The organism is Mesorhizobium sp. M0060 (assembly GCF_040323155.1).
Classification (GTDB): Bacteria; Pseudomonadota; Alphaproteobacteria; order Rhizobiales; family Rhizobiaceae; genus Mesorhizobium.
In genome coordinates, this window is record NZ_JAMYUP010000007.1 from 113,851 (window position 1) to 129,592 (window position 15,742).

At 63.4% G+C, this 15,742-nt stretch carries 10 protein-coding genes; 6 read left to right on the top strand and 4 right to left on the bottom strand.

Translation table 11 applies throughout. The annotated features are described in order from the left end of the window. Positions 1–46: 46 nt before the first annotated feature. The 3 genes from hemH (at position 47) to NKJ94_RS09910 (ending at position 2,672) form a co-directional block, all read left to right on the top strand. Complete coding sequence (gene hemH, locus NKJ94_RS09900; protein ID WP_352524611.1) at positions 47–1,111, top strand: ferrochelatase; 1,065 nt, start codon at positions 47–49, stop codon at positions 1,109–1,111. Between the two features lie 135 nt (positions 1,112–1,246). Then, entirely contained in the window at positions 1,247–2,197 is a 951-nt protein-coding gene (locus NKJ94_RS09905) for an SPFH domain-containing protein (RefSeq protein WP_352524613.1), read from the top strand. A 10-nt stretch (positions 2,198–2,207) separates the two neighbouring features. Beyond that, a complete protein-coding gene (locus tag NKJ94_RS09910) occupies positions 2,208–2,672 on the top strand; it encodes an NfeD family protein (RefSeq protein WP_352524615.1) in 465 nt (154 codons plus the stop codon). A 6-nt stretch (positions 2,673–2,678) separates the two neighbouring features. Here NKJ94_RS09910 and NKJ94_RS09915 read toward each other — a convergent pair whose 3' ends face one another. Next, positions 2,679–3,680 (bottom strand): KpsF/GutQ family sugar-phosphate isomerase, encoded by a 1,002-nt coding sequence (locus NKJ94_RS09915; RefSeq protein ID WP_352524616.1) that lies wholly within the window; start codon positions 3,678–3,680, stop codon positions 2,679–2,681. A gap of 150 nt (positions 3,681–3,830) precedes the next feature. Between NKJ94_RS09915 and NKJ94_RS09920 the strand changes: the two genes are divergently transcribed. Continuing rightward, positions 3,831–5,594, top strand: coding sequence for an outer membrane beta-barrel protein (locus NKJ94_RS09920; RefSeq protein ID WP_352524617.1), 1,764 nt, complete (start codon positions 3,831–3,833; stop codon positions 5,592–5,594). A 22-nt stretch (positions 5,595–5,616) separates the two neighbouring features. Here NKJ94_RS09920 and galU read toward each other — a convergent pair whose 3' ends face one another. Continuing rightward, positions 5,617–6,522: a UTP--glucose-1-phosphate uridylyltransferase GalU gene (gene galU / locus NKJ94_RS09925; RefSeq protein ID WP_352524619.1), complete on the bottom strand. Its 906-nt coding sequence runs from the start codon at positions 6,520–6,522 to the stop codon at positions 5,617–5,619. A gap of 208 nt (positions 6,523–6,730) precedes the next feature. Here galU and NKJ94_RS09930 point away from each other — a divergent pair, with 208 nt between their 5' ends. Together NKJ94_RS09930 and NKJ94_RS09935 are read left to right on the top strand one after the other, a co-directional pair. Continuing rightward, complete coding sequence (locus NKJ94_RS09930) at positions 6,731–7,957, top strand: lytic murein transglycosylase (protein WP_352524621.1); 1,227 nt, start codon at positions 6,731–6,733, stop codon at positions 7,955–7,957. Positions 7,958–7,983: 26 nt separating this feature from the next. Continuing rightward, positions 7,984–9,234, top strand: a complete 1,251-nt coding sequence (locus NKJ94_RS09935) for an SGNH/GDSL hydrolase family protein (protein WP_352524622.1) — start codon at positions 7,984–7,986, stop codon at positions 9,232–9,234. A 94-nt stretch (positions 9,235–9,328) separates the two neighbouring features. Here NKJ94_RS09935 and NKJ94_RS09940 read toward each other — a convergent pair whose 3' ends face one another. Beyond that, complete coding sequence (locus NKJ94_RS09940) at positions 9,329–10,783, bottom strand: glutamate synthase subunit beta (protein ID WP_352524624.1); 1,455 nt, start codon at positions 10,781–10,783, stop codon at positions 9,329–9,331. Positions 10,784–10,926: 143 nt separating this feature from the next. Continuing rightward, complete coding sequence (gene gltB / locus NKJ94_RS09945) at positions 10,927–15,639, bottom strand: glutamate synthase large subunit (RefSeq protein ID WP_352524625.1); 4,713 nt, start codon at positions 15,637–15,639, stop codon at positions 10,927–10,929. Positions 15,640–15,742 lie beyond the last annotated feature (103 nt).

The following is a 15,742-nucleotide window of genomic DNA, read 5'->3' on the forward strand; positions in this document are numbered from 1 at the left end:
CTACTTTCGCCGCGGCACCGCTGGTTTTGCGGTGTTGGAGAACCCCATGACGCTTGCCGGCCCCGTCGAGATCAATGCTGAGAAGACCGCCGCCTCGCTGTCGGCAGGACACTCTCCGGTCAAGACAGGTAAGGTCGGTGTCATGCTGATCAATCTCGGCACCCCCGACGGCACCGACTTCAAGCCGATGTGGCGCTATCTCCGGGAATTCCTGTCGGACCCGCGCGTCATCGAGCTCAACAAGGCGGTCTGGTATCCGATCCTCTATGGCCTGGTCCTCACCACCCGGCCGAAGAAGTCTGGCGCCAACTATGCCAGGATCTGGAATCGGGAGCGCAACGAGTCGCCGCTGCGCACCTATACCCGCGCCCAGGCCGAGAAGCTCGGGCTTGCGCTCGGCGATCTACCCAACGTCGTCGTCGACTGGGCGATGCGCTACGGCAACCCGTCGACCGAAAGCGTGGCCAAGAGACTGGTCGAACAGGGCTGCGACCGCATTCTTTCTTTCCCGCTCTATCCGCAATATTCGGCGACGACGACTGCAACCGCCAACGACCAGCTGTTTCGCGTGCTGATGAAGATGCGCCGCGCCCCGGCCATCCGCAGCGTACCGCCCTATTACGACGAGCCGGCCTATATCGAAGCTCTCGCCCGTTCGATCGAACAGCATCTGGCGAGCCTCGACTTCGAACCGGAAATTGTCATCGCCTCCTATCACGGCATTCCGAGACCCTATTCCGACAAAGGAGATCCCTACCAAGCCCATTGCCTCGAGACGACGCGGCTGTTGCGCGAAAAGCTCGGCTGGGACGAGAAGAAGCTGATCACCACCTTCCAGTCGCGCTTCGGCGCGCAGGAATGGCTGCAGCCCTACACCGACAAGACGGTCGAACGACTGGGACGCGAAGGCGTGAAATCGCTAGCCATCGTCAATCCGGGCTTTTCCGTCGACTGCATCGAGACGCTGGACGAGATCGGCAGGGAGGCGGCAGAGATCTTCCATCATGCCGGCGGCGAGAAGTTCGCGCACATCCCCTGCCTCAACGACCGTCCCGAGGGCATGGCGGTGATCGAGGCAATGGTGCGGCGCGAACTGTCCGGCTGGGCCTGAACGGATCGCCGCAGCCGTCTATGCACCGCCAATGCATGATCACCTGATTGTAACATTGCTGAAACACACTTAAGTGTTTGTTGAAGTCGGCCGCGTGGGAATGTCCTATGCGGCCGGCCTTTGAGGGAGAGCCAAATGGGTTTCGGTGGTTTCGATATCGCGCTGCTTGTTCTTGTCGCCCTTGTCATGCTGGTGCTGTTCAAAGGCATCCGGACAATTCCGCAAGGCTACAATTATACCGTCGAACGCTTTGGTCGTTACACCAAGACATTGAGCCCGGGCCTCAACCTCATCGTGCCCTTCGTCGACCGTATCGGCGCCAAGATGAACATGATGGAGCAGGTCCTCGATGTCCCGAGCCAGGAAATCATCACCCGCGACAACGCCATAGTGGGTGTCGACGGCATTGCCTTCTTCCAGATTCTCAATGCGGCGCAGGCAGCCTATCAGGTCGCCGGCCTGCAGAATGCCATCCTCAACCTGACGATGACCAACATCCGCACCGTGATGGGTTCGATGGACCTCGACGAGCTATTGTCGAACCGCGACGCCATTAACGAGCGCCTGCTGCGCGTCGTCGACGAGGCGGCCCATCCCTGGGGCATCAAGATCACCCGCGTCGAGATCAAGGACATTAATCCGCCCGCCAATCTCATCGAATCGATGGGCCGCCAGATGACGGCGGAACGCAACAAGCGCGCCCAGATCCTCGCCGCCGAAGGCCTCAAGCAATCGCAGATCCTGGAGGCCGAGGGCCGCAAGGAAGCCGCTTTCCGCGACGCCGAGGCGCGCGAGCGCTCGGCCGAGGCCGAAGCGCGCGCCACGCAAGTGGTGTCGGAGGCGATCGCCAAGGGCGACGTGCAGGCGCTCAACTACTTCGTTGCACAGAAATACACCGAGGCGCTGGCCAAGATCGGCTCGGCCGGGAATTCGAAGGTCGTGCTGATGCCGTTCGAAGCCTCCTCGCTGATCGGCACGCTCGGCGGCATAGGGGAAATCGCCAAGGAAGTTTTCAGGAGCGAAGGCACCGCCGGTGCTGCACGTCAGGCGGCGCGCCCGCCGGTGGTTCGCCAGAGCGAGACCTGAGGCCGCCGCCATGCTCGACCGCATCGTTTCCGAACTCGGCCCGTGGAACTGGATGGTTCTCGGCTTCGTCCTCCTGGTGATGGAGGTCATCGCGCCGGGCATTTTCATGCTGTGGATCGGCATTGCCGCGCTTTTGATCGGTGTTGTCTCGCTGCTCGTCTGGAACGCCGATTTCTGGGTCTGGCAGGTCCAGGTCCTCGCTTTCCTCGCACTGTCGTTGGTCTCTGCCTATGTCGGCAAGCGGCTGGTGGGCGGGCGCCATGATCCAACCGACCAGCCGCTGCTCAACCGCCGCGGCGCGCAGATGGTCGGCCGGATGGCGACACTTGCCGAGCCGATCAAGGACGGACGCGGCCGCATCAAGCTGGGCGACACGTTGTGGCGCGTCTCCGGCCCTGACCTGCCGGCCGGCACGCAGGTGCGCGTAACCGGTGCTGCCGATACGGACCTGGAACTGACGGTCGAGGCGGTCTAAAACCCGCTAGGCGGCACCGATGCGCAGCAGGTCGTGGAGATGGACGAGCCCGATCGGCCGTCTGCCCTCGACCACCATCAGGCTGGTGATGGCCGAATCGTTGATCGTCTGCAGCGCCGTGGCAACCAGCGTGTCGGGCGCGGCCATTTTTGGTTCTCTGGTCATCACCTGATCGACGCTCATGGCCAGGAGATCGCTGCCGATATGGCGCCTGATGTCACCGTCGGTGATGATGCCGATCAGCTTGCCGTCCGCGGCAGTGACCGCCACGCAGCCAAATCCCTTGCGCGACAATTCGAGGATCGCCTCGCGCATGCCGGTGCCGGACGCCACCAGCGGCAGCCTGTCGCCGACATGCATGATCTCGCGGATTTGCGTCAGGTTGGCTCCGAGCTGGCCGCCCGGATGGAAAGTGCGGAAATGGTCCGGGGTGAAGCCCCGCGCCTCGAGCAGCGCGACGGCCAGCGCATCGCCCATCACCATTTGCAGCAGCGTCGAGGTCGTCGGCGCAAGCCCGTGCGGACAGGCTTCCGGTGCTCGCGGCAGCAGAAGCACCACGTCCGCCGCGCGCGCCAGAGCCGATTTTTCACCGGCGGTGACCGCAATCAGCGGGATCGAGAAGCGCCTCGAATAGGCGATGATGCCCTTGAGCTCGAGGCTTTCCCCCGACCACGACAGGGCAATGATGGCGTCGTTCCTGGCGATCATGCCGAGGTCGCCGTGATTGGCTTCGGCAGGGTGGACGAAGAAGGCCGGCGTGCCGGTCGAGGCGAGCGTCGCGGCGATCTTCGAGCCGATATGGCCGCTTTTGCCGACCCCGGTGACGATGACGCGGCCATCGATCTGGGACACCATGTCGACGGCCCGTGCGAACGGCTCAGCCAGCCCGTTTTCGAGCGCGCCTGCCAGTGCCGCGACGCCGGCCTGCTCTGTCGCCACCGTTCTCAGCGCCGAGGCAATCGCGGCCTGCCGGTCGAGCCGTTTCCTGTCTGGGGATTTCACGTCCATGGACGATGCGATTAGCGCTTCGGCGCGCGCCTGTCCAACGGAATTGCCGCCCTGAACGCCCTGACGGGCTATCCCTCAACGCTCCGTTAACCATCCCCATTTACGGTTTCGTAAGTATGGCGCGCGTGTGCCGCGCAAGCAGTGGTGGCGATGTCCGGGTTTCAGCCTGAAAACAAAATGGGACGAAAAGGCAAGGCGGTCTGCGCCTTGCTGCTGGCAACCAGTGTCTTTGCGTTGTCGCGTCCGGCACTGCTTTGCGCCCAAGAAACCGAGCTGCGCGGCGAGGTTTCGGAATCGACAATCCTGGACGACCAGCAGCGCAAGACCGGGCAGTTGAGCATGGCTGGAACCCAGGCTGCCGCAACCGCCAATGACAATACGCCGCTACCTACCTATCGTCCGGCCAGCCCCGGCGCGTTGCCTGACGACGGCACGGGCGAAGCCGCCGCAACCGGCGGCATTTTCGATCCGCCGGCAGCCACCGACGATCCGTTTGCCGACAACCCTGCTCCCCCGCCACGACGGCGGCCGAGCGCAACGCAACGCGCCGCCGATGCGGACAAGGCCAAGGCCGAAGACGAGGCCGCGGACAACAAGAAGAGCAAGAGAACCGCGACTGCAGCGGCCGCGGCGGCCGGGGACACAGACACCGACGCCGCGGACGAGCAGGATACGGCCAACCGCCGGGCCGTTACTGTCGATTCCGCCGAGAGGCTCAAGCTTGACCCCGGCGCCGAGCGCACCGAAGCCATCGAAGGTCAGGACAAGAAGAGCGAGGACGACCCATTCGCCGCCACCGGCATCCAGCTCGGCTCCTTCGTGATCCGGCCGACGCTCGAGCAGGGCCTGACGTCTTCGTCGAATGCCGATTCGAGCAGCCTCGGCAAGCCGGCATTGCTGTCGGAAACGACGCTGCGCTTCAACGCCGTCTCCGACTGGCGGGAGAATTCGGCGACGATTGAGGGCTATGGCATCTTCCGCGAAACCTTGTCCGGCTATGACGTTCACGAGGCGCAAGGCCGCGTCGACGGCACACTCAACATCGATCTCGACAATGAGTTGCGCGCTATCGCCAAGCTGGGCTATGAGGCCGTGCCCGAATCGGCCTCGTCGCCGGGCGCCATCGTCGGCGCCGTTGGGCAGCCCGTGCGTCAGACCGTGAACGGCAGCCTCGCCGTCGAGAAGGACGCCGGCAAGATGCGCTTCGCGCTGACCGGCGCGGTCGAGCATGACATCTTTGGCGACGCCAAGCTTTCGTCGGGTGGATCGCTGTCCCAGAAGGGCCGCGACTCGACGCTCTATACGGCCACCTTGCGCACCGGCTATGAAATCTCGCCTGCCATCACTCCGTTCACCGAAATCGAGATCGGCCGGCGCGTTTATGATTTGCGCGTCGATCCAAACGGCTTCCAGCGCTCCTCGACGCGGCTTGGCGCACGGGCCGGCGTCGAGCTCGACCTCGGTGAGAAGCTTGCCGGCGAGTTCTCGGCCGGCTGGCTGCGCGAAGCTATCGACGACGACGCCCTGCCGGCGATTTCGGGCGCGACGGTCAATGCCGATCTCAAATGGTCGCCGGAACGCGGCACCACGATCGGCCTCACCGCACAGACGACCGCCGAGAACACGACGAACGCGGGCGAAAGCGGCGATATGCTCTATTCCGGCAGCCTCACCGGTGAGCGGCAAATCCGCGCCAACCTGACCGGAAATGCCGCTCTCGGCGTTGAATGGCGCGACTATACCGGTTCCGACAGCCATGATTTGACGCTGAGCGCCGAGGCTGGGCTGACATGGTGGCTGAACCGCTATGCCGGGCTCACCACCCGCGCCAGGACTGAAAAACTGACCAGCAACCTTGTTGGACGCGACTACACGGCCAACAGCATTTTCGTCGGCTTGAAGCTGCAGCGGTAGTCAGCAAAATCCGGTGTTTAAGCTAAAAGGCCGCGCCGCGGTGCTCTGACGGCGTGAGCTCGTCGAGAAGCGTGCGAATGACCCCGGCCATACTTGCATTCATGTCGCTGCGCCACAGCGCGAAGGCAACGTTGGCCTCGACGAAGCCTTCGGGCGAGCCGCAGTCGAACGTGCGCCCGCGGTAATGATAGCCGTAGAAGGGCTGTTGTTTCTGCAGCTTCAGCATTGCATCTGTGAGCTGGATCTCGTTGCCGGCGCCTTTTTCCTGGCCTTCGAGTATCCCAAATATCTCCGGCTGCAGGATGTAGCGCCCGTTGATGTAGAGGTTCGACGGCGCCGTGCCGGTCTTCGGCTTTTCCACCATACCGGCGATGCGGAAACCGTGATGGGCATCCTCGCCGCGTCCGACAATGCCGTATTTGTGCGCCTCGGCGGGATCGCATTCCTGCACCGCTACGATGTTGTTGCCGGTCTCGGCGTAGAGCTCGACCATATCCTTCATGCAGCTTTTTTCCGACTGCATGATCATGTCGGGCAACAGCAGCGCAAAGGGCTCGTCGCCGACAAGCTCGCGCGCGCACCAGACGGCGTGGCCAAGGCCGAGCGGCACCTGCTGGCGGGTGAAGCTGGTCTGCCCCGGCGCCGGCTGCAGCCGCTGCAGGCGAGCGAGCTGGTCGTTCTTGCCGCGCTGTGCAAGTGTGTCGTAGAGTTCGAACTGGACATCGAAGTGATCCTCGATGACCGCCTTGTTGCGGCCGGTCACGAAGATGAAATGCTCAATGCCGGCCTCGCGCGCCTCATCAACCACATACTGGATGACCGGCCTGTCGACGACCGTCAGCATTTCCTTGGGAATGGCCTTGGTAGCTGGGAGAAACCGCGTGCCGAGACCGGCAACCGGGAATACTGCCTTGCGAACTCTCTTCATGTGCCAATTATCCATTTGCATGCCGGTTCGGCAATCCCGATTCGAGACATTTTCATGCCGAAATCGAGGATTACTGAACGGCGGGACAGAAATCTCGGCTGGTAAAGCATTGACGCATCTTTTTCATCCCGGACGGCACCTATGGTAAACCAAATCCTAACCGGGTTCGGCGATGAATAGTCTTCCTGAGATGAAGAAGGAGGAAAAGATGTCCGCTCGCAACGTCGCAAGGCGCTTCACCAGCGTCCTGACGGCCGCCAGCCTCTCGCTTGCTTTGCTCATGCCCAGCGGGCCGGCTTTTGCCGATGCCGGCTTCCGCCAATGGGTCGCCAGCTTCCGTGCTAACGCCGTGGCGAGCGGCGTTTCCGGCTCCGTCTACGACCAAGCATTCAAGGGCATCAACGATGCTGACCCGGTGGTGCTGGAAAAGGCCCGTACTCAACCCGAATTCACCGCCCCCGCCTGGGATTATTTCGACAACCGCGTCCATGACCAGTCGGTCGCTGTCGGCCAGCAGATGGCAAGGAAATGGAAGCCGTGGCTGGACCGGATCGAGGCAAGATACGGCGTCGACCGCTACATCCTGCTGGCTATCTGGTCGATGGAATCGAACTACGGCGAAACCCTCAAACGGGATGACATCATGCGCAATGTCGTGCGCTCGCTGGCGACGCTTGGTTATGCCGACCCGAAGCGCGCGAAATTTGCCCGCACCCAGCTGATCGCGGCACTGAAGATCCTGCAGACCGGCGACATCGACGAAAGCCATCTCAGCGGCTCATGGGCCGGCGCGATGGGTCATACCCAGTTCATCCCCACCAGCTACCAGTCCTATGCGGTCGATATGGACGGCGACGGCAAGCGCGACATCTGGAATTCGATTCCCGACGCACTGGCGACAGCCGCCAATTTGCTGAGGAAGAACGGCTGGCAGGCCGGCAAGACCTGGGGTTATGAGGTCAGCCTTCCGGACGGCAAGACGTTGCCTGGGGGCTCGAAGTCGCTGTCGCAATGGCAGGCGCTGGGCGTCACCCGTGCCAACGGCAAGCCGTTCAAGAACGGTGCGGATAAGGCGACGTTGAAGCTGCCCGGCGGCCGCGGCGGGCCGGCTTTCCTGATGATCAAGAATTTCTCGGTGATCAAGCGCTACAACAATGCCGACAAATATGCGCTCGCCGTCGGCCTCCTTGCCGACGAAATCGCCGGTTATGGTGGGCTTGTGCAGGACTGGAAGCGGCCCTTCACCAAGCTCTCCTTCGAGGAAAGGCAGGAGCTTCAAAAGCGGCTTTCCGAGCACGGCTATTACGACGGCAAGTTCGACGGCAAGATCGGTGATGGATCGAAAACCGCCATCATGGCCTTCCAGGCAAAGGCCGGCTTGACCCAGGACGGGTATCCGAGCAAGGAAGTGCTCAAATGGCTCAGACAGAACTAGAGCCGGTTACGGGATGGAGGGGGTGATTGGTTTCGGCTGCGCGCATCTGGGTGATCGTTCGTCGCGCGCCGATCCTGGTTCTGGCGATCGTCGTTCTAGCTGTCGGCGCCGCCGGCGCCTTTCACACCTCGGCCATGGCGCAGGAGCCGGAAAGTCGTGGCTGGTCGCTGCGTGACCTGTTGTTTCCGCGCAGAAGCGAGCGGTTTGAGCAGCCGCCGCCCGAATTCCAGAGAGAATTCCAGAGAGCAAAGCCCAGGCCCAAGCTGAGGAAGCCCCGATCTGTTCGCCGGCCGCCGCCGGCCGAGCCGACAACCCCGGTGGCCGAGAAGGCGCCGGATGCCCGCGTCGTTCTGGTGGTCGGTGATTTCATGGCGTCTGGGTTGGCCGAGGGGCTCGACGCCGCCTTTGCCGAAAACACCGGCGTCAGGATCGTCGTCCGCGCCAACGGCTCGTCCGGTTTCGTGCGTGACGACGTCTACAACTGGCCCGAACAGGTCAAGTCGCTGATCGCGACCGAACAACCGGCAGCCGTCGTCGTCATGCTGGGATCCAACGATCGGCAGCAGATGCGTGTCGGCGATGTGCGCGAGCAGCCGCGATCCGAAAACTGGACCAAGGAATACGAGCGCCGGACCGAAGCGCTCGGCAAGGCCATCGCCTCGGCCAAAGTGCCGTATCTGTGGGTTGGCATGCCGGCCTTCCGGGTCTCGAAAATGACCTCCGACATGTTGGCCTTCAACGATATCTACCGCTCGTCCGCCGAAAGCCATGGCGGCGAATTCGTCGACGTCTGGGACGGGTTCGTCGACGAGAACGGCGCCTTTGTCACCAGCGGACCGGACATCAATGGCCAATCGGTGCGCCTGCGCTCCGACGACGGCATCAACATGTCGAAGGCCGGCAAGCGCAAGCTCGCCTTCTATACCGAAAAGCCGCTGATGAAGATCCTTGGGCTGGCCGCGCCGGGAAGCGTAGTGACGGCTTCTGCCCCGGCCGGCGCTCCCGTCGAGGCGCCGGCACCTGCTGCCGCACCGATAGCCGTCGATCGCACCGTGCCGATGCTACTGAGCGATCCGGCGCTGGACGGCGGCTCGGAACTGCTCGGCGCCGCACCACTGGCAAAGGCGGACAAGAATTTGCCTGGCGAAAAGCTCATCGTCGAAGGCAAGTCGCCCGACGCCTCGCCCGGCCGCGCCGACGATTTCTCGTGGCCGCCCAAGACACAGCCTGCGACGGCGGCGGCCGCATCCGACACGACGACGGCGATCCGGCCGTAAACCAGAACCTCTTTCTCTGGAGCCAGAGACCGCGAGCACCGGAGGCGCAGAAAACGCCTTCAGACGGCCGCAGGAGTAGAGTTTCGGAGCGGCCTCAGCGCGGCAGCACGCTCGACCCCATCAGTGCCTCGTCGATGGCGCGCGCCGCCTGGCGGCCCTCGCGGATCGCCCAGACGACCAGCGACTGGCCGCGCCGCACGTCGCCCGCCGCATAGAGCCTTTCGACGCTGGTCCTGTAGTCGCGATCATTGGCCTCGACGTTCTTCGAACGGCGGCTGTCGGTGACGATCTTCATCTGCCCGTCGAGTTCCGACACCGGCCCTCGACTGGCTGGCCCGGCAAAGCCGATGGCGATGAAGGCCAGATCGGCACGAATGACGAATTCGGTGCCGGCGATCGGCTTGCGCTTCTCGTCGACCTCGCAGCACTTGACCCCGGTCAGCTGGTCGTCTTCGCCGATGAATTCAAGCGTCGCCACCTGGAATTCGCGCTCGGCGCCTTCGGCCTGTGACGACGAAGTGCGCATCTTGGTCGCCCAATAGGGCCAGACCGAAAGCTTGTCTTCCTTTTCCGGCGGCTGCGGCCGGATGTCGAGCTGAGTGACGCGCACGGCGCCCTGGCGGAAGGCGGTGCCGACGCAGTCGGAGGCTGTGTCGCCGCCACCGACGACGACGACGTGCTGGCCGCCGGCGACGATTGGGCGCGACGGCCATGCCACCGACTGGATTGGCTCGCCGCCGATGCGCTTGTTCTGCTGCACCAGATAGGGCATTGCGTCATGCACGCCGTCGAGATCGTCGCCGGGGATGTTGGCCGGACGCGGTGTTTCAGAACCGCCGCAATAGAGCACCGCGTCATATTCGGCGAGCAGTTCGGCGACCGGCTTATCGACGCCGACATTGACGCCGCAAAGGAAGCTAACGCCCTCGCCCTGCATCTGCTCGATGCGCCGGTCGATATAGTGCTTCTCGATCTTGAAATCGGGGATGCCGTAGCGCATCAGCCCGCCCGGCCGGCTCTCGCGCTCATAGACATGAACGTCGTGGCCGGCGCGGCCGAGCTGCTGGGCAGCCGCCATGCCGGCCGGTCCCGAGCCGATGATCGCGACGCGCTTGCCGGTCTTCCTTTCCGGCGGATAGGGCCGGATATGGCCGGTTTCATAGGCCTTGTCGGCAATCGCCTGCTCGATCGTCTTGATGGCGACCGGAATGTCCTCGAGGTTCAGCGTGCAAGCTTCCTCGCAAGGTGCAGGACAGATGCGGCCGGTGAATTCCGGAAAATTGTTGGTCGAATGCAGGTTGCGGATCGCGTTGTCCCAGTCGCCATTGTAGACGAGGTCGTTCCAGTCCGGGATCTGGTTGTGGATCGGGCAGCCGGTCGGCCCATGGCAATACGGAATGCCGCAATCCATACAGCGCGCGGCCTGTTTCTCGACCTCCTTGTCCGACATCGGCAGGGTGAACTCGCGGAAATGCCGGATGCGGTCGGAAGCCGGCTGGTACTTGTGCACCTGCCGGTCGATCTCGAGAAACCCTGTTACCTTGCCCATAGTCCAGTCCCTGCTGTCCGGAAGGCACGCCTGGCGACGCACCCGTTAACCTCATAAGGCAGCCGTGGCAACCGTCAGTCCGAGGTCAGGATTGTTGATGAAGATGGTTGCCGGGACGCATGGCTGCCCGGCAATTTCCAAATCTATTCCGCCGCCACGTTCATGCGCATCCGTTCCATCTCGATCAGCGCGCGGCGGTATTCGACCGGCATGATCTTCCGGAATTTCGGCCGGAAAATCGCCCAATCGTCGAGGATCTCGCGACCTCGTACCGAGCCCGTGTAGTGGACGTGGTTGGAGATCAGCTGATAGAGCCGCTCCTCGTCATGGCTGGTCATATCGCCGGATACGTCGACACGGCCCTTGTGGTCGAGATCGCCGCCGTGGTGGAGCAGCTTTTCCATCAGGTCGTCCTCTTCCGGAACCGGCTCCAGCTCGACCATCGCCATGTTGCAGCGCTCGGCGAAATCACCCGCCTCGTCGAGCACGTAGGCGACGCCGCCCGACATGCCGGCAGCGAAGTTGCGGCCGGTCTGGCCGATGACGACGACGATCCCGCCGGTCATGTATTCGCAGCCATGGTCGCCGACGCCTTCAACGACGGCGGCGACACCCGAATTGCGCACGGCAAAACGCTCGCCGGCAACGCCGCAGAAATAGGCCTCGCCCTCGGTTGCGCCGTAGAGCACGGTATTGCCGACAATAATGGACTCGGCAGCAACGATTTTCGTGTTCTCCGGCGGGCGGATGACGATGCGGCCGCCCGACAGACCTTTGCCGACATAGTCATTGGCGGCGCCCACCAGTTCGAACGAAACCCCACGCGCCAGGAAGGCGCCGAAGGATTGGCCGGCCGTGCCGGTGAGTTTCACCGAGATCGTGTCCTCGCGCAGGCCCTTGTGCCTGAAGCGCTTTGCCACTTCACCCGACAGCATGGCGCCCGTCGAACGATCGACGTTGCGGATCGGCAATTCGATGCTGACCGGCTGCCTGGCTTCGAGCGCCGGCTTTGCCAGTTCGATCAGCTTGCGGTCGAGCACGTCGTCGATCGGATGCTTCTGCCGCTCGGTCCAGTGCACCGCCTCGTGTGGCGCATCGGGCTTGTAGAACATCTTGCTAAAGTCGAGCCCGCGCGCCTTCCAGTGCTGGATCAGTTCGCGTTTTTCCAGAAGGTCGGTGTCACCGATGATCTGGTCGAGATGAGTAAAGCCCATCTCGGCAAGCAGCGCCCGCACTTCTTCCGCCACATAGAAGAAGAAGTTGATGACGTGCTCGGGCGTGCCCTTGAAGCGCTTACGCAGCACCGGGTCCTGCGTCGCGACACCGACCGGGCAGGTGTTGAGATGGCACTTGCGCATCATGATGCAACCGGCCGCGATCAGCGGCGCGGTCGAGAAACCGAACTCGTCGGCGCCGAGCAGTGCGCCGATGACGACATCGCGTCCGGTGCGCAGGCCGCCATCAACCTGCAGCGCCACGCGCGACCGGAGGCCGTTGAGCACCAGCGTCTGGTGCGTTTCGGCAAGACCCATTTCCCACGGGCTGCCGGCATGCTTGAGCGAGGTCAGCGGCGAGGCGCCGGTGCCGCCGTCATAGCCGGAAATGGTGATGTGGTCAGCACGCGCCTTGGCGACGCCGGCCGCAACCGTGCCGACGCCGACTTCCGAGACCAGCTTGACCGATACGTCCGCCGCCGGATTGACGTTCTTCAGGTCGTAGATGAGCTGCGCCAGATCCTCGATCGAATAGATGTCATGATGCGGCGGCGGCGAGATCAGGCCGACGCCGGGCGTCGAATGCCTGACCTTGGCGATGGTCGCATCAACCTTGTGGCCCGGCAGCTGGCCGCCCTCGCCGGGCTTTGCCCCTTGCGCGACCTTGATCTGCATCATGTCGGAATTGACCAGATATTCCGCCGTGACGCCAAAGCGTCCCGAGGCGACCTGCTTGATCGCCGAGCGTTCGGGGTTCTTGCCGCCGCCCGGCAGTGGCAGATAGCGGTCGGCCTCTTCGCCGCCCTCGCCGGTGTTCGACTTGCCGCCGATGGCGTTCATGGCCCGCGCCAGCGTCGTGTGCGCTTCCCTTGAGATCGAGCCGAAGGACATCGCCCCGGTCGAGAAGCGCTTGACGATATCGGCCGCCGGCATCACCTCGTCGAGCTTGACCTTCTTGCGCCCGGTCTCTTCGGCAAGCTTGATCTTGAACAGGCCGCGAATGGTCTGCGCCTGCGCCGTGTCGCTGTCGATCTGGGCGGAATAGTCCTTGAACGTCTCCCACGAGCCTTGGCGCACGGCGTGCTGCAAGGTCGCCACTGCGTCGGGCGACCAGATGTGGGCCTCGCCGCGCATGCGGAACATGTATTCGCCGCCGACCTCGAGGCTGTTGCGCAGCACCGGGTCGTTGCCGAAGCCGTCGGTATGGCGGCTGACCGTTTCGGCGGCGATCTCGTCCAGCCCGACGCCTTCGATCAGCGTCGCCGTGCCGGTGAAGTACTTCTGCACGAAGTCCGACTTCAGCCCGATGGCATCGAATATCTGCGCGCCGCAATAGGACTGGTAGGTCGAGATGCCCATCTTGGACATGACCTTGAGGATGCCCTTGCCGATCGACTTGATGTAGCGGGAGACGACTTCGTACGCATCGACCTCCGCCGGCAATTCGCCACGCTTGTGCATGTCGAGCAGCGTATCGAAAGCGAGATAGGGATTGATCGCCTCGGCGCCGTAGCCGGCGAGACAGCAGAAATGATGCACCTCGCGCGGCTCGCCGGATTCGACGACGAGCCCAACCGACGTGCGCAATCCCTTGCGGATCAAATGATGGTGCACGGCGGCCGTCGCCAGCAGTGCCGGAATGGCGATGCGGTCCGCACCAAGCTGACGATCGGACAGGATGATGATGTTGTAGCCGCCGGCGACCGCCGCCTCGGCGCGCTCGCACAGCCGGTCGATGGCGCCCAGCATGCCGGCAGCACTCTCGCTCGAAGCATAGGTGATGTCGATCGTCTTGGTGTCGAAGCGGTCTTCGGTGTGGCCGACCGAGCGCAGCTTCTCCAGATCGCCATTGGTCAGGATCGGCTGGCGCACTTCGAGCCGCTTGCGGCGCGAATTGCCGACCAGGTCGAAGATGTTCGGCCTTGGCCCGATGAAGGACACGAGGCTCATCACCAGCTCCTCGCGGATCGGGTCGATCGGCGGGTTGGTGACCTGTGCGAAATTCTGCTTGAAATAGGTGTAGAGCAGCTTCGATCTGTCCGACATTGCCGAAATCGGGGTGTCGGTACCCATCGAGCCGACCGCTTCCTGGCCGGTGGTCGCCATCGGCGACATCAACAGCTTGGTGTCTTCCTGAGTGTAGCCGAACGCCTGCTGACGGTCGAGCAGGCTGACGTCCCTGCGCAGGGCGCGCGGCTCGACCGGCTTCAGATCTTCGAGGATGAGCTGGGTGTTGGCGAGCCAGCTCTTGTAGGGGTGCCTGGTCGCGATCTCCGACTTGATCTCCTCGTCGGAAACGATGCGGCCCTTGTCCAGGTCGATCAGCAGCATGCGGCCGGGCTGCAGCCGCCACTTTTTGACGATCTTTTCCTCCGGCACCGGCAGCACGCCGGCTTCCGAGGCCATGATGACGCGGTCGTCGTCGGTGACAATGTAGCGCGCCGGCCGCAGCCCGTTGCGGTCGAGCGTGGCGCCGATCTGGCGGCCGTCGGTGAACGCAACCGCCGCCGGCCCGTCCCACGGCTCCATCAGTGCTGCGTGATACTCGTAGAAGGCCTTGCGGTCCTGCCCCATCAGCTTGTTGCCGGCCCAGGCTTCCGGGATCAGCATCATCATGGCATGGGCGAGCGAATAGCCGCCCTGCGTCAGGAATTCGAGCGCATTGTCGAAGCAGGCAGTGTCCGACTGCCCTTCATAGGAGATCGGCCACAGCTTCGAGATGTCGTTGCCGAACAGTTCGGAATCGACCGAGGCCTGGCGCGCCGCCATCCAGTTGACGTTGCCGCGCAGCGTGTTGATCTCGCCATTATGGGCGACCATGCGGTAGGGATGCGCCAGCTTCCACGACGGGAACGTGTTGGTCGAGAAGCGCTGGTGGACCAGGATCAGCGCCGTCTCGAAACGCGGGTCGGTCAGGTCCTTGTAATAGGCGCCGACCTGATAGGCCAGGAACATGCCCTTGTAGACGATGGTCCGCGACGACATCGAGACGACATAGAAGCCGTTGTCGACGCCTTTGGTCTCCTCGTGGATACGGCCGGAAATGACCTTGCGCAGAATGTAGAGCCGCCGCTCGTAATCATCGTCGTTCTCGATCTCGGCGCCGCGGCCCAGGAACACCTGCCGGTGCACCGGCTCGGAAGCGGCGATGTCGGCCGCCTTGGACAGCGACGAATTGTCGACCGGCACGTCGCGAAAACCGAGCAGCGGCTGGCCCTCGAGCTGTGCCACCTCGGCGATGATGCCTTCGATATGCGCCTGCAGCTCCGGGTCGCGCGGCATGAACACATGGCCGACGGCGTAGTGGCCGGGCTTCGGCAGTTCGACCCCTTGCTTGGCCATCTCCTCGCGGAAGAAGCGGTCCGGCAGTTGCACCAGCACGCCGGCGCCGTCGCCCATCAGCGGATCGGCGCCGACGGCGCCGCGATGCGTCAGGTTTTCGAGCACGGCAAGGCCGTCCTCCACGATCTGATGCGACTTCACGCCCTTCATGTTAACGATGAAGCCGACGCCGCAGGCATCGTGCTCGTTGCGCGGATCGTAGAGGCCGTGCGCGGCATAGCCGGTGTTGGTTCGCAGATTTTTGACGGCTGCCGCTTTCGTCTGCGCGGCCTTCGTCGCAGATGGCGTCATGTCCGTCATCGTCCTGTCCTCCGTTCCGTCCCCTTCGGGCGCTGGTTTCCGTCGGGAAGCGCGTGGCTTCCTTTTCAATCTTGCGGCACGTCTTGCGAAATTCTTGCCGACC